Source organism: Pedobacter vanadiisoli, assembly GCF_042684385.1.
Lineage (GTDB): Bacteria > Bacteroidota > Bacteroidia > Sphingobacteriales > Sphingobacteriaceae > Pedobacter > Pedobacter vanadiisoli.
Genome location: NZ_JBHULL010000008.1, coordinates 173,189 through 194,787 on the forward strand (window position 1 = coordinate 173,189; position 21,599 = coordinate 194,787).

The window sequence follows — 21,599 nt, forward strand, 5'->3', positions numbered from 1 at the left end:
ATATGGCAGTAACAAATTTAAGCGAATCGGTAAAAACAGCCCTGCACATTGCACAGTCGCTGGCTAAAGAATACAGAAACGAAGTTTTTTCTGCAGCGCATCTGCTCAAGGGGTTGATGCATAAGGATGTAGGGCTTCGCTCGTTCATTGCTTCTATAGGAAAAGATGAAGAGTACATCAGCGAATGGGCAGAAGTACGTATTGATGAACTGTCAAAATCAGCAGGTATAAGCGATAATGTAAGCGGGGCGCCAGAAATTGCCGTCATATTTGAAGAAGCAGATAATGTGCGCATTAAGCTTGGCCTTGATTTAATCACTCCGGTTTGTGTATTAACCGCGCTGGCAAAACCTGGCGTTGGATTCCAACCCGATCAGTTAAAATCGTTCCCGATTAAAGAACGCGAAATTTTAGACCTTTATGTAAAAGACGAAGAAATTTCGAGGGTTGTTGCACCTGAAAAAAGTGCGTCGGCCACCGAAAATAAAAGTACAGGCAATGCGCTGTATAAATATTGTCTCGATCGTTTACAGATGGTACGCGAAGGTAAAACCGATCCGATTATCGGACGGGACAAGGAAACCAGGCAAATGATGGAAATTCTTTGTCGCCGTACCAAGCCCAATGTAATTCTTACCGGTGATGCAGGTGTAGGAAAAACAGCTTTGGTAGATGGCTTTGCCATTGATATTGTAAATCAGAGTGTACCGGAGAGTTTAAAACCCGTTCAGCTTTTTGAGCTCGACCTCGGTTCTTTAATCGCGGGTGCCTCGTATAAGGGAGAAATAGAAGACCGCCTTAAAAATATAATCAAAGAAATTAAGCAGTTTGAAAAAGCGGTGCTCTTTATTGATGAAATTCATACCTTGCTGGATAGCAAAGGGCCATTGGGTGCAGGTATCGGTAATTTACTAAAACCAGAACTGGCTCGTGGCGAAATAACCGTAATCGGTGCCACAACCATTGATGAATACCGTAAAATTATCGAGCCGGAGCAGGCTTTTAGCAGGCGTTTCGAGGTGTTGCAGGTAAACGAGCCAAATGAAGAAAGCACCACAAAGATGCTTCAGAAACTGGCTGTAAAATATGAGGAACACCACAACCTGAGTATTGAGCCTGATGCACTTGGCGAATGTGTACGCCTTGCCAAACGTTATATGAAAGACAGGCGGTTGCCAGATTCTGCATTCGATCTGCTCGACAGGACAATGGCAGCCATGAAAATGATGAACGATACTTCTGATCAGGTAATTGAGAGCCTGGAAGCAGATTTAACCAGTTTAAAGGCTAATACCGAACAATCAGAAACGGAGAAATTTGCAGAATACAAGTGGCTTTATGCTTTACTTCAGAATAAATTAAGCCCGGTACTGTTGGGCCGTTTAACTGACAAAACGCAAACCGACACTTTCGAAACTGCTGATGAATACGAGGGTTATATCGATAGCAATCTTCAGGAGCTAAAGAAATATGCATCCGAAAAAAGCGAGCGAATTACCAGGCAGGATATTGCTTCTATAGTGGCTTATAAAACGGGAATCCCAATGGGAAAACTCCAGGCGGGCGAAAAGGAAAAGTTGCTCAATATGGAGCAATACCTAAAGAAACGTGTAGTAGGGCAGGATCAGGCACTTAAAGCCGTATCTGATGCCATTCTGGAATCGCGTAGTGGTTTGAATAAAAAAGGACAGCCAATTGGTTCGTTCTTTTTACTGGGACCAACCGGAACAGGTAAAACCGAGCTTGCCAAATCAATTGCCGAGTTTTTGTTTAACGATGAAAAGGCCATGATCCGCTTTGATATGTCTGAGTTTAAAGAAGAACACAGTGCGGCATTGCTTTATGGAGCGCCTCCGGGTTATGTAGGTTACGAAGAAGGTGGTTTACTGGTAAACAAGATCAGGCAACAGCCGTATTCCGTTTTACTTTTTGATGAAATTGAAAAAGCTCACCCATCGGTTTTTGATACTTTTTTACAGATTCTGGATGAAGGACACATGCACGACCGTTTGGGCAAAGAAGGAGATTTCAGCAATTCGCTCATTCTGTTTACCTCAAACATCGGTAGCGAATGGATTGCAGAACAGATTGGTAAAGGTGTTATTCCTGCTTCCAACCAGCTGATGGAAGTAATGGCAGGTCATTTCAGACCGGAATTTTTGGCTAGGATATCCGAAATCGTTCCTTTTGCGCCAATTAATGAAAACAATGTCGTGCGTATTTTCGAGATCCAGCTAAGCAGTTTAGTACAGTCGCTGAATAAAATGGGAATCGAATTTGAAATTGCCGAGGATGCCAAGAAAATGATTGCACTGGATGGTTTTACACCTAAATATGGTGCAAGGCAGTTATCTGCAGTAATCCGTAACTTGCTTCGTCGTCCGATTTCGAAATACATCATTTCGGGCGAGCTTAAAAAAGGTTCGAAGATTGTAGTAAGCAAACATGCTGAAGAAGATCAGCTCGAATGGAGTATTATTCAGCCAGAAACGGCAATATTAGAACAAAAATTGAGTTAAAACGTTAATTATTATTATATTATAAAAAAATAAATCGTAAACCTAAATCTACATACTATGTTTAATTATGAAATTGGTGGTAACGAGCGAAAAATTGACACCTCAGAAGCTTTCGCAGAAATAGCCCACAATAAAACGCTTTTTGTACAAAAACTTACTGATAATGATCCCATCAAACCAGAGAAAGTTGAAGGACTTAAAACAGTAAAGGAAGTATTTGAACATTATAAACCCAATGTGAAAGTAGCTTTCGAGAAACAGGATGGATCTACAGTTGGCGAAACGCTCAACTTTAACGATCTGGGCGATTTTGGTGTGAAAAACATCATCAACCAAAGCAACTACCTTACCAATGTAAACATCGAAAGAGAAATGTCTCTCAATGTGATAAAGCAATTAAAATCAAACAAAACCCTAAAAGCTACGCTTGATGATGAGGAAACCAAAACTGCCTTTATCAGCGCTTTGAAAAACTTTGTTGACGAATTGGAGCAGAATAAATAATCTAAACGCTGAAAAACATGTCAAATCCTCAAGAATTAAAAACAGAAGAAAATACAGCCCAGGCCGGTTTTAAACCTGCTGAAACAAGAACCGTTGAAAAAACTGCGCTAAAAGATAACTTGGAAAAACTGGCCCGTGTTGGCGGTTTCGATCTGCTTGAAGCAACGGTTGATGGTCTTCAGAACCTAAACCCTGAAAGGAAAGCGCGTAAGCAGATCTTTTTAACTGGCGATGAGAAAAAGAAAGAACGCGAAGAGTTGAAAAAGAAAATCCAGCTTTGGATTGACGTACTCGAATCTTCAAGCTCTGTGGCTGATATGGTAGAAAAAAGTACAGCAAAACTGAACGCTGCCGAAGAAAATCTAAATAAAAATATTGCAACAGCCTTAGAAAGTACAAGAGAATTGGAGCAGGCTTACCGCTCGGTTCATTTGTTCTATAAAAATACCGAATCTGATAAACTTAAAAATGTGGTGCTGTTAAATGCGTCAATGGATCAGATTAAGGACTTGGATAACCCACGTTTCATCGAGTATGTAGATGATGAGTTAAAGCAGAATTACGATCGTTTGGATCTTCGTAATAACTACTCACTAATGGTGGTGCCTGGTTATATGGGGTCTAATAAGGTATTGGAGAGATGGGCAAAAATTGCGCACAACAATAAAGCAATGCTTGTAACCGATTTCGCCGATCTTGATCAACCTGATGATGTACTCGACTTGTTTACAGCAGCCAATTTCACTGGTGGTGATGCTTTCAGGTCTAACGTAATCATGACCTGTAACTGGTTGGTAGGCCGTGGTAAAATTGCCGAAGTTGGCGAAGAAGATGATCTTACCGTACCGGGTTCTGCTGCTCTTGCCGGAAAAATGTACTATACCCTGATGTCGCAGGTTACAGCCGGTAAAAAACACGGTGCCATTAACGAAGTAGATGGAGTTAAGTTCGATTTAAAGAAAAGCGAAATTTCTCATTTGGAAAGGGTTGGTTTGGTGCCTATGGTAAACGAGTATGGCAAAGTAATGGCATTCTCTGCTAAAACATTGTTCAACGGCGACAACATTGGCTTACAAACCTATTCAGTAGTACGTGTATTCGATTATATAACCAAAGTATTGTTCGATTTCTTGAACAGAAGAGCCTTTGAAAACTGGACTTCTAAAACCGAACAGGATCTTCGCGGTCAGATCGTAAAATTCTTGGATGGTATCCAAGGCGCCGACCGTTTGATAGAAAGGTTCAAAATCATGCGTTTCGAAAGAGATGAACAACAGAAAGACAGGATTCACCTGGATATTCATATTACCCCTTATTTCCCGGCTAAGAGTTTCGTGGTAAAACTCGATGGCCATAAAGGAGAAGATGAAAATACAACCTGGAGTTCGGAGTATAATCAGCAGTAATTTTTTGATAACTGAAATAAAAACCCAACACTTGCGTTGGGTTTTTTTATGGGATATGCGTACACTTAACAAATTCTTTATAATTTTGTAACGCATCGGCCAGATCAGATTAATCAAAAAAAATGAAGCAAGTACTTATCCTGAATGGGGATATTGAAAAAAACGCATCTACAAATTTCCTGATTAATGCCTATAAGCAAGGGGCAGAAAGCGTTGGCGCAACAGTGAGAGAGCTGGCCATTATCGACCTGATTTTCAACTCCAATAAGTTGTTCAATAATAGGCAGATTGCAGAGTTGGAGCCCGACCTCCAAAAAGCTTTAACAGCCATTAGGCAAAGCAACCATGTTGTGCTTTTTTGCCCGGTATACGTAGATCATATTCCGGCAAAAATTAAAGGCTTTTTTGATCGCCTCTTTATGCCCGATCAGATTTTTAACACACAACAGCAGAACATCAATAATAATTTTAGCGGCCGCTCGGCAAGAATCGTATCCATATTGGACGAAGCAACTTTTAAGGAATGGAAGGCCAATAAAAAAACAACCTACCTTTCCATTAAAAAAGCAGTATTCGAAAAATGTAGAATGAGTCCGGTGCTTACCAATACCATAGGAGAGTTGCACTCGCTTGAAAACCATTACAGCCAGAAATGGCTGAATAAGATGGAAAAATTTGGCGCCCAGCTGATCTGACCTTCTGCATATCAACTGATATCAGTATTGCACTATTAAACATTGTCCTAAAATGCTACATTTTGGGGTAAATTGCTACAGTTGTATGATGTGTGCCTAGAGTCATTCAGAATGTAACGTAAAAGATACGTTGGTAGTTTTTCCCGTATTTACCGCAAAAATAATTAGTATAACTGTGTTTTTAGGCGATAAAATGAAAGCGCTATTTTTTTGGATTTTTATTTATTATCCTTTAATAAAATCACGGGGCTGTTATTTGGTCTGATATTTGTTTTAATCGTTCCGGTAGCGGAGGCTACAAAATTTCAAATTTTTAACCTTTAAATTTTAAAACTATGGCTTTCAAAGCTAGATTAAACTTTTCAGGCAAGGAGTACGATGTGCTTCATTGTGCCTATGCGTTAAACCGTGATGTAGATGCTAAAGGAAGACCCTCTTCCGGAGTCTATGGCGGTACCATCGACATTGAGATCGAATCAACCGAAGACACCTCAATCATCGAAGCGATGGTAAACAACCAGTACAAACCCATTACCGGAACACTTCTGATCAAGAAAACCGAGGAAGATGCCAAAATGAAAGAAGTAAACTTCGAGGATGGCTACATTGTTAAATATTCCGAAGGGATAAACATTGTTGGCGATCACCCGATGACACTGAAATTCCAGATTTCAGCGAGGAAACTCAAGTTAGGAAACGCGGAACACCTTAACGATTGGCCAAAGGCTTAGTTAGGTTTAAGGCGTAAGGTTTGGGGTTTAAGGAAATACTAACCGCTAACCAACTAACCTCTAAGCAGTTTAGAGAGGAGAGTTTAGGGGTTAGGTAAATAAAACGCTAGCCGCCATGCACTCAGCAAAAAACTATTTCATTTTTCAAAAACATTTAAAACATTACTACAATGGCATTCAAAACCCGTTTAAACTTAGGATCAAAAGAATTTGATGTACTACAGTGCAGCTTTTCATTAAATAGAGATGTTGACGCAAAAGGCCGTCCATCATCAGGAGTTTATGGTGGTACCATCCACATCGAAATCGAATCGACCGAAGATACTTCGGTAATCGAATCAATGGTTAATAACCAATACAAACCGCTTTCAGGTAACATCGTTTTCAAAAAAGGCGAAGAAGACGCAAAGATGAAAGAGCTTTCTTTTGAAGATGCCTACATCATTCAATATAGCGAGGGTATTGCGGTAAACGACAATACACCGATGACTTTAAGTTTCGTAGTATCGGCCCGTAAACTAAAACTGGGCAATGCAGAACATGAAAATGATTGGCCAAAAGCTTAATCTGGTATAGAATATTATTAACTGCTGCGCAGTGTCGGCAGTTAATAATGTTTTTTTGTGAGGTGTGATAAAAAAGAGCTACCTATGGCTACCGATTTAGAATACATTACCCTGTTTAATTCTTGCACAATATCCCCTTTAGAAACCGCCAGGATTAACCGGATTATTGATGATAAAATCATAAACAATAAGCCGCGGTATGAGGCTGTAAGGAATAAGCTGCTCGATCTGAACGAATATACTTATCGCAGTGCCTGTTTTCTGACCGAGCCCGACGATAATTTTATTAAACGAAATCCTAAAATTGCCAATAGCACTTTTAGCAGGACTTTTTCCGGTACCGGTCTTTTCTCCGGAAACACAGGTATACCATGGTACTTTATCGCCTGTGTACATTACCGCGAAAGCAGTTCCGATTTTACCAAGCACCTGCATAATGGCGATCCGCTGAGTGGTTTTACCCGGCAGCATCCTGCTAACCGTCCAAAAATTGGCCATGGCCCGCCTTTTACTTTCGAAGAAAGCGCTGTTGATGCTTTAAAGTTGCGAGGCCTGGATAAGGAAACGGTTTGGTCACTGCCCAAAGTTTTGTTGCGTTTAGAGCAATATAATGGTATAGCCAAAGCCTATGAAAAAAATCACATCAACTCGCCCTATCTATGGGGCGGCTCCAATCTGTATACTAAAGGTGGTTTCCCAAGAGATCATGTCTTTAGTCTCGATTATGTAAATAAACAGATTGGAACAGCCGTTATTTTAAAAGCGATGGAAAACAGGGGTTTAATCAACATACCAAGGCAATAACATGAAAACAGCCATTCTCTTTTTTATTCCGTCGGTTTTCCTTTTTTTCTCCTGTGGGGCAAAACACGAAAATGAGCGGCAGTCTAGCCCTTACGTTACCGACTCAGCCAATATTGGTAGTCAGCAGAAAGCCACCTCTGCCGAAAGCGATTCACTTAAAAAATTAGCGGCAAACATGGTAGCCTCGCGAGAAACCTATATTAAAGATGGCAGTACAGTGGCAGAAGGTATCTTTATTAAAGCATTAATCGAACAGCTGAAAAAGCCAGGGGCTTTTGAAAAAGACTTTGCAGGTTTAAGGGAATACGAGATCAATATATTAAAGGCTGACGATCAGAAACTGAGGCTTTTCTATTGGCTTTCGCCTTATTCGGGTTCCATGTGGCATGTACAGAACATCATCCAGTATAAAGATGAAAACAATACCTTAAGGGCCGTTGCTTTTAACAGCCTTTATAAAGATAAGGATGATGAGGGAAGCCCAACACCGTTTTTTGACCACATTTATGCTTTAACTACCTTACCCCAGAAAACTTATCTTTTTACGGGATACGGGCAGATGAGCGGAACTGAACCCTACAGCGTAAGCCATACCTTAGTGATCAAAGGTTCAGGTTTTAGTATTAACCAACCTTTGTTTAAGGTAGGAAAATCGGATCATACACAGTTGTTTGCTTCTGCAGAATTAAAAGAAGACCAGGATAAAGAAAAGCTTCTTGCTCAATTGGCTATCACCTATAACCCAACAGATAAAACCATCAGCTATCCTGAAGTAAGCGAAAGTAAAACCGGAGCTTTTTTCAATGGGAAAAGAAATATCCTCACTTTTCGTGACGGAGTGTTTAAGTAGTGATCACCTAACACCAAGTTAGTATGGAAAAAAAACTAATCACCGAAATTAATATAGAAGGCAAAACGATTACGCATTTTGCGTCATTTAGCCTTCAGCAGGCTTTTAACGAACACCACTATTTTGAGTTGAGGTTTAACCACGATCAGATGGGTGCACCGGGCATGATCAATTTAAATGAGAGCCGCGATTTTGTGGGGAAAACCCTTACAGCCTCGTTTGGCTACGATACCGGCAGTTTACAGGAATTTTCGGGCCTGGTAACCAAGGTAGAGCTGGCTCAGAGCCATGGTTACCACGGGGTACTGATCGTAAGCGGCTACAGTCCGACGATTTTGATCGACCGAGGTCCGGATTTAGGTTCCTATCTCGATAAAGATCTGAATGCAATTGTAAACCTCGCTACAGACGAAGTTCCTTCCAACGATTTAAAAATTGTAGCTAATGCGGCAAGAAAAGAACCTATCGATTACCTGATCCAGTACCGTGAAAGCGATTTCTCTTTTCTCAACCGGTTATCGGCCGAATATTATGAATGGTTTTATTATGATGGCAAGCAATTGAATTTCGGTAAACCCGACAATCAGCAAGAAGTAGCTTTGGTTTATGGTCGCGATGTGCAGAACCTTCAATATGCTATGGAAATTGCCCCGATCAAAAATAAACGCTTCGCCTATAATCCTAAACAGGATGAAATGTTGCAAAGCGAGAGCGGAGGGCAAAGCGATGGATCGCCAGATCTGGCCCATGCCATACAGGTTTCTAATGCAATGTATAGCAAAACTTTCAATCAGCCTTCGCCGGTCAGGGTGGATAACAATAGCGACATCAAAGCCCAGGTGCAAAATGAAGAAAAAGCACAGATCAGTAACCTGTTAAAAGTACATGCCAGTGGCGATAATGCCACTCTGGGCATTGGAAACATTGCCGAAATTACCATGAGCATCAGGCAGGAACTATCTTTTGCGACAGAGAGCCTGGGTAAATTCCTCATTACGAATATCAACCACAATATTGATGGGACAGGAAAATACCACAATACATTTGAGGGTTTGGTAGCCACTACTGAACGGCTTTCAGTGAAAAACTATACTAAGCCAAGTCCCGATATGCAGTTGGCAGATGTAATTGATAATGCCGACCCGCAGGGCCAGGGCCGAATTAAAGTGAAATTTAAATGGGAGTGTAAAACCAATGATGTAACCGAGTGGCTGCGGGTAATTACACCGGATGCCGGAAGCAGCGATAAGGTGAGTAAAAACAGAGGTTTTGTCTTCATTCCGGAAATAGGCGATCAGGTAGCATTAACTTTCGAAGAAGGAAATATTGCTCGCCCGATTGTATTAGGCTCGGTATTTCATGGGAAAAGTGCAAGTGGGGGCAGTGCGAGTAATAATAGCAAAAGTTTAACTTCAAAAAGTGGACATACTTTAACCATGGATGATGGTGCAGGTATGATTATGCGCGATAAAGACAGCAATTTTATTGAGCTTGATGGAGCGGGTAAAGCGGTTTTCGAGACCAAAGAATCCATACTGATTAAATGTGGCGAAAGCAGCATTTTTATGGATAAAACAGGTAAGATCATTATTAAGGGGAAAGATATTCTAACCCTGGGTGAAAATATTGGAAATTCGGCCACAACCAGTATCGGCATTGGAGTAGGGCCGGAAGATGGAACACCAACTTCGGGCATTGGCATAGAGGCACAAACCTTGGATATTGGCACCAAAACACTTTCCATGAGTGGCGAAACTGAAGCTAACCTGGCATCGAAAAAGATCAATGTTGGCGGCGAAAGCGAAACGAATATCAGTAGTGGAACGATTAACCTGAATTAATATCGATTAAAGTTCCGATGAACCCTATACAACTCGAATTATTTAAAATAGATAAACAGTGGCTGCAAGTAGTGAGGAAACATCCAACCGAAACCCTGTTTTTCTGCTTAGGTGAGCGCCATGAGGTAAATTTATTTGAAGCATATTTTAAATACCAGTTAACTGAAGAAAGCAGAACCGATGATATATACCTGCTCCATTACCAGGGTTTTCAGAACAAAAACGACTATGGCAGAAGTTTGGTTAAGGAATGGAAGGAGATCTTTGATTTATGGCAGAAAGATACTGGTAAGGGTATTATTTGGGATGTCGAATCAGCTGAATATGCAAAAGAGTATAAAACTGATGCCTATGTTCCCGTAATGGCCCTGATAAGGCTTTGTGATCTTTATCCGGAGTTGAAATTGAAAAAAATTTACATTCAGCTCGCACCAACCGTTATTGATGATGTTATTGGACTTTCTGAATGGATAAATGAATGTTGCAAGTGTGTTAAAGCTGCAAATAACCAAAATATTAAGCTGGTTTATACTGAGCACCATACACACCGTACGTTAAAAAAAATAAAACAGGGAATAGATTTTAGACTCAATATCGATGTGAGCAGGTTGATGCAAAATGCTGCGGCGCATACCAACCGCGAAAAGAGTAATCCCGAAGCAGATTACCAACAGCAGATATTAACGGCCAGTAATTATTTAAGCAAGGGAAAACACGAACAGGCAAATGCCGTTTTGGAACGGGCAATCGTAATTGCACAAAAACAGGGATTACACGAGGCAGTGGTTGCCGCCAGGATTATGCTTGCACAGAGTTTAGCCGTAAAAAACAAAAAAAATGAAGCACGCCAGCAATATGAAATGGCTTTGGTAAGGGCCGGTGAACACTCACAACTGAGTGCGCACATTCATATGAGTTATGGCAGTTTTTTACTTGCCCAAGCTGGTAAAGAAGAAGCTAAAAAGTACTTTGAAAAGGCCATAAAGATTGCCGAAATGTTGGGAAATGATTTTATAGCCATGGAATGTACCCGTTTGCTCGGACAGCTTTCGGAAAGCAAAATAACAGGGTCGGCAAAGGCGATGGCGTATTATGTAAAATGCCTGGAAATAGCGAAGAAAATGCCGATCGAAAAACGTCGGCAGAGTTCAATGGCCTATACAGCATTCATCATGTTAAAAAAATATGGCGCAGATAGTCCAGAAGGTAAAAAATTAGATATGGATATGCAGCGGGACTATGGGGAAGACTGGAAATCGATGGCTGAAGTACCAAAAAACCACGCCAATCCATTATCATAAAAAATATACGGATGAAAAAAGTAAAAGCAAGTAAACCGAATATGGCTACCGATAGGTCGATTAGCCTATCAGCAAGCTTAACCAAAGCCGAACCTAAAGCGGTTGGTAGCGGGGGAGGTGTGGCTGCCGGAAGCAACCCACCTGCAGCAAAAAGTTCGCTTAAGCTTTTAAAAGCTCAAAAGCCTGCAATGGCCAATACCGCAGTGCAGCATGTAAGCAAACATTTTGATGTGGTGCTGGCCATCGATTTTCACTGGACAACCATTCCCATTCCGCCATCTTTTGGGTTTATTCCGCTGCCATTACCCCATCCCTTTATTGGAATGGTTTTCGATCCGATGGATTATCTGCGTTTTACTATTCCGGTTCCGAAATTTGCGCAGGGTTTAATCGGTGCAGCCAGTATACCGATGGGAGGCTCTATTTTTGTGCATGGCAGGCATAAAGCCACAACCACCACCAGTGTAATGGGGGTTTTACTTCCTTTCAGGCACATTACCTCATTACCTGTTTATTTTATTGTAAACATACCCGGTTCGCCGCACGAGGGCGAAGTATATTGGGGATCAACAACGGTAAAAGGGCAGGGCGCAGAAATGAGTGGTTCTAATCCTGGGCAGGTACTTACCTGCTGGTGCCCGCCTATGGGCTTAAAACCCTTACCAACGGTACCAGGTAAATTAAAGAAAAACCCATTGGCTTATTTCGCGTTTTACAGTGATTTATTGAGCATGTATGTGCAGATTAATACCGGAAAACCCGTATTGGTTGGAGGTACATTTGCTCCGCATAATTATACGCTTAAAGAATATTTAATGCGTTTTGCCGCTATTGGTATAATGCGTGGGCTTACCAAATTGGGAAGTGCCTTATCTAAAGCGGCCTTAAAGGGAGTGAATAAAGTATTACGGGGGCTTTTTAAAAATAACCCCATATCGAAAAAGCTTTGCCACTGGGGATTGGAGCCTGTTAATTTTGTTACCGGGGCGATGTTTTTTGAGTGGACCGATTTCGAACTTCCCGGAGGACAAACACTCGCATGGAGCAATGTATGGCGTAGCGATAAGCCCTATGCAGGCATGCTGGGCAATCAGGTATATAACAATTACGATCTTTATATCTACCCCGATCCGGAAGCAGGTATTGTAGGATTTAGCCATCCAACTGAAAATATGGTAATGCCTTTACCTTATATCGAAGCATATTCGGGCAAACAATACGATCGTGCGCAGAAGCTTTGGATGGAAAGACCCGATGAAAATACCTGGGTACTCACCATCGATCAGAACATCTATACCTACGCGCTGTTTAGCGGAGGAGCAGATGGCGATATTTACCGCATAAGCCATATTGAGTACAGTGTTGGTACCAATCTTACATTTTATTATAAAAAACAGCTCTTAACCCGGGTTGTAGAAAACTCTGGACGCGTGCTCGAAATGGAGCATAATGATAAAGGTACAGCCATTAAAGCAGTTTATTATCATTACAAAAATACCAGCGATCTGTTGGTGAGTTACGAGTATGATGAGCGTGGCAATATGATCAAAGTATACGATCGGGCAGGTAAAGCCATCATTTTTGAGTACGATGATAACAACCGTGTGGTAAAAAGAACCAACCGAAACGGAATGGCTTATTTCTGGGCGTATGACCAGGAAGGCCGTGTAATCCATACCGAAGGCAGAGACGGTATCATGAGCGGCTCGATAAGTTATTTCCCGGATGAAGGTTTTAATGAGGTGTATTATCGTGATGGCAAAATAGAGCGTTATTATTATGATGAAAACGACCTGGTATACAAAAAAGTAGATGCACTGGGCGGCGAAACCTGGTATGAACATGATCGCTATAACGAAGAAAAAATGGTTTCCAGCCCTGAGGGTAGGGTAATCGGCTACGAATACAATGATCGGGGCAATATTACCACTTACCATACCGCAGATGGCGAGCAGTATCACTATGCTTACGACGAAAACAATAACCTGATCTTGCGAAGTGACCCGGCAGGATCGAACGAAACCTGGCTGTATAATGATCAGAACCAATTGCTTCAACACGTTCAAAAAGATAACCGTGTAATTGATTTTTATTATAAAGAAGGACAGAAGCTACCTGTGTTCTGTCGCGATCAGGATGGAAATGAGGTCCATTGGACCTATAATGCCCTAAACCAGTTAATCAAATCGGCCACGAACGAAGGCAGCAACCGCCGTTGGACTTATGATGATTACGGCCGATTGGTCCGTTTTAGCCCGGATGGGGATCAAACTACTATTTGGGAGCGTGATGCAATGGGACGGGTAACCATGGTAAAGGATTTTGGAGAAGAAGCCTTACGTTTCGAATATGATGCCTACGATCTGCCTGTTTATGCTACCGACGGCCATGAAGAATGGCATATGTCTTATACCCCAATGGGGAGCTTAAAAATGCAGCGAAGAAGTAATCAGGTATCGAAACAAAATACCCAAACCCTTCACTTTGCTTATGATCAATGGGAAAATTTAAAAGCCATTACCAATGAAAAAGGCGAAGAATATATCTTTTTAAGAAATGCCAATGATGATGTGGTGAAAGAAATTGGCTTCGATGGACAAGAGCAGCAATATATCCGCAACCAGGATGGGCAGATCATCAAAACGATACAGGCCGATGGTAAAGCCGTTTACCACAATTACGATTTAAGTGGCCGTTTGGTGTACAGTAGCTATGAAGATGGCACTTACGAAGCTTTCCAGTACAATAAACTGGGTTTGCTCATAACCGCAGAAAACGAGCTTTCTTCGGTTAATTTTAAGCGGAACCCATTGGGTCTGATTACTCAGGAAATACAGGATGGGTACCAGATCAATTATCAGTATGATGTTTTTGGCAATCTGACGAGTTTAACTAGTTCATTAGGCGCTGATATCAAATATGATTATGATGAAATAGGATATCTGAAAGGCATTGCTGCAAAAAGTGGCCGGTCGGCACAATGGGCTGCAGCCATCGCCCATAATACAAACGGACAGGAAATCAGCCGCAGTTTAAGTGGTGGAGTAAAAGCTGCTTTCGATTATGACCACGAGGGCCATCCGATTAGTCAAAGAGTTGAAACCAATGGCTCTGTTACCGCCTTTAAACAATATACCTGGGGGGCGAACGATAAGCTTAATGGCTGTTTAAATAGCATTACGGGAGGTAGCATCAATTACAGGTACGATACTTTTGGCAGTCTGTCATCGGCTAGTTACAGTGATGATGGCAAAGTGATCCATAAAAATCCTGATGAAATTGGTAATTTATACAAAACAACCGGGCGTAGCGACAGGCGTTACGATAAAGGAGGTAAACTGCTTAAAGATGATCAATGGTATTATCGTTACGATGCCAGGGGTAACCTGGTACACAAAAGCAAACGCAATATTATCGGGCTTGCAAAAGAAGCAGCAGCTAAACCCGAAGAGAATAGTTTATTTGGTAAAAAATTGAATTGGGCAATGGCCAACCCCGATCTTCCTGAAGCCGAAACGCTTGATATTTTAGCCGATGCAGAACCCGATTTGCCAGAATGGAAAGAGGGCGATTGGGCTTATGCCTGGGCAGCAACCGGCATGCTGAAGGCCATTAAGAACCCACATGGTAAGCTTATCAGTTTTGAGTATGATGCTTTAGGCAGGAGGAAAGCTAAAATTGTTCATGGCTCATCGCTTAAAGGTAGCGAAGGGGTTATTTATCGCTACGTTTGGGACGGTAATTTACTGCTCCACGAATGGAATTACCCTTTAAGCGAACGACCCAACCTGGTGGTTAATGAAGATGGATTGCTTAGTTACGATAAAACGGAACCAGTTAGCAACGATCTGATTACCTGGGTTTACGATCAGGTTAAATTTACGCCAAGTGCCAAAATCGTTAACGGGCAGTATTATTCTATTATCAGCGATTATATGGGTACGCCTGTACAGGCTTATGATGATGAGGGGAAAAAAGTATGGGATTGCGAACTTGATATTTATGGAAAAATACGTAAACTTAGTGGCAATAGGGAGTTTGTACCCTTTAGGTACCAGGGGCAGTATGAGGATGTAGAAACGGGGCTGTATTATAATCGGTTTAGGTATTACGACCCGGAGCAGGGAAATTACATTTCTCAGGATCCGATCGGTTTATGGGGCGGTAATCCTTCAATTTACGGTTATGTATTTAATAGTAATTATGAAGTAGATGTATTTGGCTTAAAGACCTTTCAGCAGGCATTGGGCGATTACGGCGAAAAATGGGTGAAAGAGGCTTTACAAAATTCGAACAGGTATTCACGTGTATTTCAAGTTCAAAATGCATCCGGCCACGGTATTGATGTAGTGGGGATGCGCCATGATGGAAAATTTGATATTTTTGAGGTAAAAACCAACATTTCAGGTAATGTTGGGGATTTATCAGCTAGACAATTAGATTCTGATTATTTTATCAAGGATATACTTCAAAAAGATAATATTACTGATTTTGGATTATCTCGGCAGCAGGCTAATAGTATATTAAATAATATTGGAGATAAAAGAGTTGTGGATGTATTTGTTGGCCGTGGACCGAAAGGTAGATTCAAAGTAAAAAGCGCGTTGGTATCAGACTGGGATGAAGTTTCTCGCACTCAAAAAGCTCGTGGTACTTGCCATTAATAAAAAAAGTTTATGCATAATACAAAAGGGTTTAAAAATTTTTTTCAAAAAGTGCTCCAATCGTCTCGTGATGAAGAGCCGTTCATAGTAGAGTTTATTGAAGATTTCATTCATAAAAACACTAGAACTTTTCAAAAGAAAATGGTTGTGTGGGACGAAGAAGAGGTAGTGGATTATGATTTATTGTATGTACTCTCTTCTTATTCATATCGATTTAAAATTCCGGAAGGAATATTAAATTTTATTGAGAAAAATAATGAAGACGCCTTTGTCGTATTATTAAAATCATATTTTACTGATCTATTAGTTCAAACTTATGCTTACAAAGTCAATCAGTTCGTTAACAGTGTTTTACATACCGATTTGGCATTAAGTACACTTCTGTCATTGGGTTATTTCCCTGATAAAACCGAAGTTTTAGCTAAGCATTTATTGAATTTTCTCGAATCCAATAAAGCCAAATTGGAGATTTATCCTCAAAATTTAGATTTTGGTTTTAAAAGCACTTTGTATTTAACGTCCGTTTTACTTAATAACGCGGGTCACTCAGCTATTTCTAAAGAGATTAACCATCATCTAAAACCAACAGACGAAGCATATGAGTTTGCAGGCAAAAATTTATATGCTACAGATTCGCTAGTAGTAAATAAATGGGTTAATGATTTGGCTGATTTTCATGTAGCAAATAGCAAAGATGATTTAACTCGGCCTTTCAATCGCGAAAGATGGCAATATTTTCCGATAGAAATTATAACACTCCTGCAATTGCGTTCACAACAGGGCCTGCCGATTGATTTTATTACCCATCCACTATTAAAAGATTTTCTGCCTTTTATAGCACAAAAGCTGCCCGTTCCATTGGATGAAACCACCCAAAAACTGGAAAAACGGATTTTGGAAAAATAAAAATGATGGTAAAAATTGCTAAAGGATCTACACTAAACCTTATCCTTTAGCAATAATTTAATGACGTTCTTTAACGCAGGGTTACGGTTCGATTCTTTCCAGGTCATGTACAGTTCCGTTCGTTGCGGGATATGGGTCAGCTCTATAAACTTCACATTTTCCTGATAGCCGTATTGCAGGCCTGTGGGCACAATGGCAATCCCCAAACCCTCTTCAACCAATTTATAAATTGTTAAGGCATTAACCGATTTATGATAGGTTTTGGGTTTAAATCCATGGTCCTCACAGATGCTCATCATCAGGTCGTAATAAAAGGGACTGTCATCACTGGAGAAAAAGATAAAAGGTTCGTCGCCCAGTTTTTTCACCGCTTCAAAGCTGGCCTTTTTCATCGGGTGGCTTTTAGGTAACACCAATGAAAAAGTATCCTGGTGGATCATGTATTTGGAAATACCAGCCTTAAATTGCTGTATCCGCACAAAGCCGATATCCAGCATGTCCTTTTCCAATAACTCCATCTGTAGCTTATTGGGCATCTCATCCAGGTTGGTCCTGATTTCCGGAAAATGTTTGTTGAGTTTAAAAATAATTTCCGGAACAATTTTCTGCGCCGCAGAACCTAAAAAACCAATCCGGAGTTCACCTTGTTTGCCCTCTGCTATATTGGCTACCTGTTTTTTGATGTTTTCAATATGCCCGAACAAGAAATCAACCTCTTCTTTCAGGTAAATGCCTGCTTCGGTAAGGGTTACCTTTTTCTTATTACGATCGAACAATGGAGCATTAAAAATTTCTTCCATCTGTTTAATCTGCCGGCTTAGTCCAGGCTGCGAAATAAACAGGCGGTCTGCAGCTTTCCTAAATTTCAGTTCTTCGGCCAGCACCTGGAAATACTTTAAATGGCGCAATTCTATCTGATAACTCATGGTTATTAAATGATGATGTAATTGGTATTTATAGGTATCAAATATACCGCTTATTTTTGTGTAAAACCTTTAAGATTATGAGTGGGCAACAGATTTTTAACTATGGTACAGATCATTTAACGGCTGAATTGGCACTGGCCATCAGCAGGGGCGAAACCAAAGGGGTAATTAGCGAAAGCGCGCGGCAAAAGGTAATCGAAAGTAGTGCGGTAGTAGAGCGTATTGCGGTTTCTGGCAAGGCCGTTTATGGAATCAATACAGGTTTCGGGCCACTTTGTACCGAAATGATTTCGGCTGCAGATACCAGGAAACTGCAGGAAAATATATTAAAAAGCCATGCCGTAGGCGTTGGCGAACCCATTGATCAGGAAATTTCTAGGTTGATGCTGGTTTTAAAGCTGCAGGCCTTAGCCCAGGGTTATTCGGGTATCAGGATTGAAACCCTTGAGCGGATGATCTGGTTTTTGGAAACAGGCGCTATACCGGTTGTTCCAAAGCAGGGCTCAGTTGGTGCATCAGGCGATCTGGCTCCATTATCCCACTTGTTTTTGCCATTAATCGGACTCGGAAAAGTGCATTACAAAGGCGAAATAATCAGCACAGCAGCGCTTTTAAAAAAATACAATATACAGCCCTTGCATTTGGGCCCCAAAGAGGGGTTGGCCCTGATCAATGGCACGCAGTTTATCGCTGCACATGCCGTTAAAGTAGTTCAGCGTTTGGAAAATTTGCTGGCATCTGCCGATATTATTGCGGCATTGATGATTGAGGGCTTACAGGGATCAGAAAAACCTTTTGAAGCACAGCTTCATGAGTTAAGGCCATATCCGGCAAATATTGCAGTGGCTGCGCAGGTAAGGAAACTGTTGCAAGGTTCCGAAATTATGAAATCGCATGCCAACTGTGCTAAAGTACAGGATCCCTATTCTTTAAGGTGTATTCCACAGGTACATGGTGCTTCCAGAACGGCATGGTTACATTTAAAAGAAGCTTTAGAAATCGAACTTAACGCTGTAACCGATAATCCTGTCATATTTAATGATGATTTAACCATCAGCGGAGGTAATTTTCACGGTCAGCCACTGGCTTTACCGCTTGATTATGCCTGTTTGGCCGCATCAGAAATCGGAAATATCAGCGATAGGCGGATTTACCTTTCTTTAGAAGGAAATACGCCCGGTGTTCCAAAATTGCTGATGAAAGAAACGGGGTTAAATTCAGGCTTTATGATTGTTCAATACACCTCGGCAGCTTTGGCCAGCGAAAATAAAGGACTTTGTTTCCCGGCCAGTGCCGATAGTATTCCCACCTCACTGGGTCAGGAAGATCACGTAAGTATGGGTTCCATTGGCGCGCGTAAAGCTTTGCAGGTCATAGAAAATGTAGAAAAAATACTTGGGATAGAACTCTTCTGTGCGGCACAGGCTATCGATTATCATTACCCTTTAAAGCCCGGTAAAATACTGGCTGAGGTACATGGTTTTGTCCGTTCAGAAATTGATCATTTTGAAGAAGATCAGATCATGTACGATAGGATGGAAAATGCTATCCAAATGGTACAACAGGGTAAAATTGTTGCCGCTACAATTCAGGCCGAACAGGATTTATAAGAGTTAAAATTGCACAAAATGGATTTTAAAGTACAGCTACTTGCAGGTATCCCATCGGTTTTACCCGCAAAAAAAACAAGAAATGAGCAATTAAACCATGCGCCGGTAAGGAGAGCAGTGTTAAATGCTGCAGAAAAAAAACTGAGCATCAAAAATGCGTTGCGTTACTTCCCCGAAGCATGGCACCAGGAGCTTGCGCAAGAGTTTTTAGATGAGCTGGAAAATTACGGACACATTTATATGTACCGTTTTATGCCCGATTATGCCATTTATGCCCGGCCGATAGCGGAGTATCCTTGCCGTACGCCACATACGGCTGCAATTATGCTTATGATCCAGAATAATTTAGACCCGGCAATAGCACAACACCCTGAAGAACTGATTACCTATGGTGGTAATGGCAGCGTATTCCAAAACTGGGCCCAATATTTACTTTCCATGCAATACCTCGCTACAATGACCGATCGGCAAACGCTGAATATTTATAGTGGTCATCCGCAGGGATTATTTCCATCAAGTGCAGCGGCGCCCAGGGTAGTAGTAACCAACGGTATGATGGTACCGAATTATTCTTCGCCTGAAGATCTTGAAAAATTCAACGCTTTAGGCGTTACCCAATACGGGCAGATGACCGCTGGTTCGTATATGTATATCGGGCCTCAGGGCATTGTTCATGGTACGGCAATTACCTTAATGAATGCTTTCCGTAAAAAAGGCTTTTATGGGAAGAATACTACCGGTAAAATTTTCCTTACCGCCGGACTGGGCGGAATGAGTGGTGCACAAACTAAGGCCGGTAATATTGTGGGTTGCATCACGGTATGTGCTGAAGTGAATCCGAAGGCGGCAGTAAAAAGGCACCAACAAGGTTGGGTAGATGAGCTGATTGATAATTTAGATGATCTGGTGAAAAGGGTTTTATTGGCTCAAACCAAAAAACAAACCGTATCATTGGCTTACATTGGTAATGTAGTAGATGTTTGGGAACGTTTTGATGAGGAAAATATTGAAGTGGTAATTGGTTCTGACCAAACTTCGCTCCACAACCCCTATTCCGGCGGTTATTATCCTGTAGGTTTAAGTTTTGATGAAGCCAATGAAATGATGGCAAATGCAGCTGAACAGTTTAAAATTGAGGTTCAGGATTCGCTGAAGAGGCATGCGGCCAGTGTTAACAAACATGCTGCCAGGGGAACATACTTTTTTGATTATGGAAATGCCTTTTTATTGGAATGCAGCCGGGCAGGTGCCGATGTAATGTCGGCCAATGGAATAGATTTCAGGTACCCGTCTTATGTTGAAGATATTTTAGGACCATTATGTTTCGATTACGGCTTTGGTCCGTTTAGATGGGTTTGCGCGTCGGGTGATGAAAGGGATCTCGATTTAACCGATCGCATCGCAAAAGAAGTGATGGAAGAAATTAAACTTACCGCACCTACAGAAATACAACAGCAATTACAGGATAATATCAACTGGATTACTGCAGCCAAAGAAAACAGGTTGGTTGTGGGCTCAAAAGCCCGGATTTTATATGCTGATGCCGAGGGAAGGGCAAAAATTGCTCTGCGCTTTAATGAGGCAATTAAAACCGGAGAATTATCGGCCCCTGTAATTTTGGGCAGGGATCATCATGATGTAAGCGGAACGGATTCGCCTTTTAGGGAGACGAGCAATATTTATGATGGAAGCAGATTTACTGCCGATATGGCCATTCATAATGTAATTGGAGATAGTTTTAGAGGTGCAACCTGGGTTTCGATCCATAACGGTGGCGGAGTAGGCTGGGGCGAAGTGATAAACGGTGGTTTTGGGATGGTGCTTGATGGAACCGAACAAGCTGCAGAAAAACTACAAAACATGCTTTTTTATGATGTAAACAATGGAATTGCTCGGAGAAGCTGGGCACGCAATAAAGAAGCCCGCTTTGCAATACAGCGCGAAATGGCGCGTACTGATACTTTGAAGATTACGCTGCCGCACCTGGTTGATGACAAGGTTTTGGAGGGATTAAAGATAGATTAAGGTTTTATAAAAGAAAAATGCTTTTTGTCATGCTGAACACAGTGAAGAATCTTTTCATGCATACTGAAAGATTCTTCGTTTCACTATCATTGACCTTATTCGGTAACTCATTAATATTTGACACATTACCTTGGTGCCTGCATTTCCGCCCCGCTAGGCCATAGCACAGCATCTCCGTTTCACTTAAACCCGGCTATGACTAATAAAACACCCCGTCCTGCAGACACCCCTCCGAAAGAGGGGAATTAAAT

Annotated in this window: 15 protein-coding genes; 14 read left to right on the forward strand and 1 reads right to left on the reverse strand. The window is 41.4% G+C overall.

Annotated elements, in window-relative coordinates:
- The first annotated feature begins 2 nt into the window (after positions 1 to 2).
- From ACFSR6_RS09365 to ACFSR6_RS09420, 12 genes are all read left to right on the forward strand, one after another.
- Positions 3 to 2,519: an ATP-dependent Clp protease ATP-binding subunit gene (locus ACFSR6_RS09365; RefSeq protein WP_379078048.1), complete on the forward strand. Its 2,517-nt coding sequence runs from the start codon at positions 3 to 5 to the stop codon at positions 2,517 to 2,519.
- 57 nt (positions 2,520 to 2,576) lie between these two features.
- Positions 2,577 to 3,023: a hypothetical protein gene (locus ACFSR6_RS09370; protein WP_183766261.1), complete on the forward strand. Its 447-nt coding sequence runs from the start codon at positions 2,577 to 2,579 to the stop codon at positions 3,021 to 3,023.
- A gap of 17 nt (positions 3,024 to 3,040) precedes the next feature.
- The gene (locus ACFSR6_RS09375; RefSeq protein ID WP_379078050.1) at positions 3,041 to 4,429 is read left to right on the forward strand and encodes a DUF5458 family protein; all 1,389 of its coding nucleotides are present in this window, start codon (positions 3,041 to 3,043) and stop codon (positions 4,427 to 4,429) included.
- A 122-nt stretch (positions 4,430 to 4,551) separates the two neighbouring features.
- Positions 4,552 to 5,124: an NAD(P)H-dependent oxidoreductase gene (locus ACFSR6_RS09380; RefSeq protein ID WP_379078052.1), complete on the forward strand. Its 573-nt coding sequence runs from the start codon at positions 4,552 to 4,554 to the stop codon at positions 5,122 to 5,124.
- 335 nt (positions 5,125 to 5,459) lie between these two features.
- On the forward strand, positions 5,460 to 5,855 hold the full coding sequence (gene tssD, locus ACFSR6_RS09385; RefSeq protein WP_025141859.1) for a type VI secretion system tube protein TssD: 396 nt from the start codon (positions 5,460 to 5,462) through the stop codon (positions 5,853 to 5,855).
- A gap of 170 nt (positions 5,856 to 6,025) precedes the next feature.
- Positions 6,026 to 6,421 (forward strand): type VI secretion system tube protein TssD, encoded by a 396-nt coding sequence (tssD, locus tag ACFSR6_RS09390; RefSeq protein WP_379078054.1) that lies wholly within the window; start codon positions 6,026 to 6,028, stop codon positions 6,419 to 6,421.
- Positions 6,422 to 6,505: 84 nt separating this feature from the next.
- Positions 6,506 to 7,225, forward strand: a complete 720-nt coding sequence (locus ACFSR6_RS09395; RefSeq protein ID WP_379078056.1) for a hypothetical protein — start codon at positions 6,506 to 6,508, stop codon at positions 7,223 to 7,225.
- 1 nt (position 7,226) lies between these two features.
- Positions 7,227 to 8,075, forward strand: a complete 849-nt coding sequence (locus tag ACFSR6_RS09400) for a hypothetical protein (RefSeq protein WP_379078058.1) — start codon at positions 7,227 to 7,229, stop codon at positions 8,073 to 8,075.
- Between the two features lie 23 nt (positions 8,076 to 8,098).
- Complete coding sequence (locus ACFSR6_RS09405; protein WP_379078060.1) at positions 8,099 to 9,916, forward strand: type VI secretion system Vgr family protein; 1,818 nt, start codon at positions 8,099 to 8,101, stop codon at positions 9,914 to 9,916.
- 17 nt (positions 9,917 to 9,933) lie between these two features.
- Positions 9,934 to 11,217 (forward strand): tetratricopeptide repeat protein, encoded by a 1,284-nt coding sequence (locus tag ACFSR6_RS09410; RefSeq protein WP_379078062.1) that lies wholly within the window; start codon positions 9,934 to 9,936, stop codon positions 11,215 to 11,217.
- An 11-nt stretch (positions 11,218 to 11,228) separates the two neighbouring features.
- Positions 11,229 to 15,881, forward strand: a complete 4,653-nt coding sequence (locus ACFSR6_RS09415) for an RHS repeat-associated core domain-containing protein (RefSeq protein ID WP_379078064.1) — start codon at positions 11,229 to 11,231, stop codon at positions 15,879 to 15,881.
- Positions 15,882 to 15,893: 12 nt separating this feature from the next.
- Entirely contained in the window at positions 15,894 to 16,787 is an 894-nt protein-coding gene (locus ACFSR6_RS09420) for a hypothetical protein (RefSeq protein ID WP_379078066.1), read from the forward strand.
- 32 nt (positions 16,788 to 16,819) lie between these two features.
- On the opposite strand, the gene ACFSR6_RS09425 is transcribed toward ACFSR6_RS09420, so the two are convergent.
- Positions 16,820 to 17,713, reverse strand: a complete 894-nt coding sequence (locus ACFSR6_RS09425; RefSeq protein WP_183766227.1) for a LysR family transcriptional regulator — start codon at positions 17,711 to 17,713, stop codon at positions 16,820 to 16,822.
- A gap of 77 nt (positions 17,714 to 17,790) precedes the next feature.
- Here ACFSR6_RS09425 and hutH point away from each other — a divergent pair, with 77 nt between their 5' ends.
- Together hutH and ACFSR6_RS09435 are read left to right on the forward strand one after the other, a co-directional pair.
- Positions 17,791 to 19,323, forward strand: a complete 1,533-nt coding sequence (hutH, locus tag ACFSR6_RS09430) for a histidine ammonia-lyase (protein WP_379078068.1) — start codon at positions 17,791 to 17,793, stop codon at positions 19,321 to 19,323.
- 18 nt (positions 19,324 to 19,341) lie between these two features.
- Positions 19,342 to 21,348 carry a urocanate hydratase gene (locus ACFSR6_RS09435; RefSeq protein WP_379078069.1) on the forward strand — a complete coding sequence of 669 codons (2,007 nt, stop codon included), beginning with the start codon at positions 19,342 to 19,344 and terminating at the stop codon, positions 21,346 to 21,348.
- Positions 21,349 to 21,599 lie beyond the last annotated feature (251 nt).

Bases quoted from the DNA above. Each gene is read 5' to 3' on its own strand.
- ACFSR6_RS09410 (WP_379078062.1), top strand. From the start codon at position 9,934: ATGAACCCTATACAACTCGAATTATTTAAAATAGATAAACAGTGGCTG.
- ACFSR6_RS09425 (WP_183766227.1), bottom strand. From the start codon at position 17,713: ATGAGTTATCAGATAGAATTGCGCCATTTAAAGTATTTCCAGGTGCTG.
- ACFSR6_RS09395 (WP_379078056.1), top strand. From the start codon at position 6,506: ATGGCTACCGATTTAGAATACATTACCCTGTTTAATTCTTGCACAATA.
- ACFSR6_RS09370 (WP_183766261.1), top strand. From the start codon at position 2,577: ATGTTTAATTATGAAATTGGTGGTAACGAGCGAAAAATTGACACCTCA.
- ACFSR6_RS09400 (WP_379078058.1), top strand. From the start codon at position 7,227: ATGAAAACAGCCATTCTCTTTTTTATTCCGTCGGTTTTCCTTTTTTTC.
- ACFSR6_RS09435 (WP_379078069.1), top strand. From the start codon at position 19,342: ATGGATTTTAAAGTACAGCTACTTGCAGGTATCCCATCGGTTTTACCC.
- hutH (WP_379078068.1), top strand. From the start codon at position 17,791: ATGAGTGGGCAACAGATTTTTAACTATGGTACAGATCATTTAACGGCT.
- ACFSR6_RS09415 (WP_379078064.1), top strand. From the start codon at position 11,229: ATGAAAAAAGTAAAAGCAAGTAAACCGAATATGGCTACCGATAGGTCG.
- ACFSR6_RS09365 (WP_379078048.1), top strand. From the start codon at position 3: ATGGCAGTAACAAATTTAAGCGAATCGGTAAAAACAGCCCTGCACATT.
- tssD (WP_025141859.1), top strand. From the start codon at position 5,460: ATGGCTTTCAAAGCTAGATTAAACTTTTCAGGCAAGGAGTACGATGTG.
- ACFSR6_RS09420 (WP_379078066.1), top strand. From the start codon at position 15,894: ATGCATAATACAAAAGGGTTTAAAAATTTTTTTCAAAAAGTGCTCCAA.
- ACFSR6_RS09380 (WP_379078052.1), top strand. From the start codon at position 4,552: ATGAAGCAAGTACTTATCCTGAATGGGGATATTGAAAAAAACGCATCT.
- ACFSR6_RS09405 (WP_379078060.1), top strand. From the start codon at position 8,099: ATGGAAAAAAAACTAATCACCGAAATTAATATAGAAGGCAAAACGATT.
- ACFSR6_RS09375 (WP_379078050.1), top strand. From the start codon at position 3,041: ATGTCAAATCCTCAAGAATTAAAAACAGAAGAAAATACAGCCCAGGCC.
- tssD (WP_379078054.1), top strand. From the start codon at position 6,026: ATGGCATTCAAAACCCGTTTAAACTTAGGATCAAAAGAATTTGATGTA.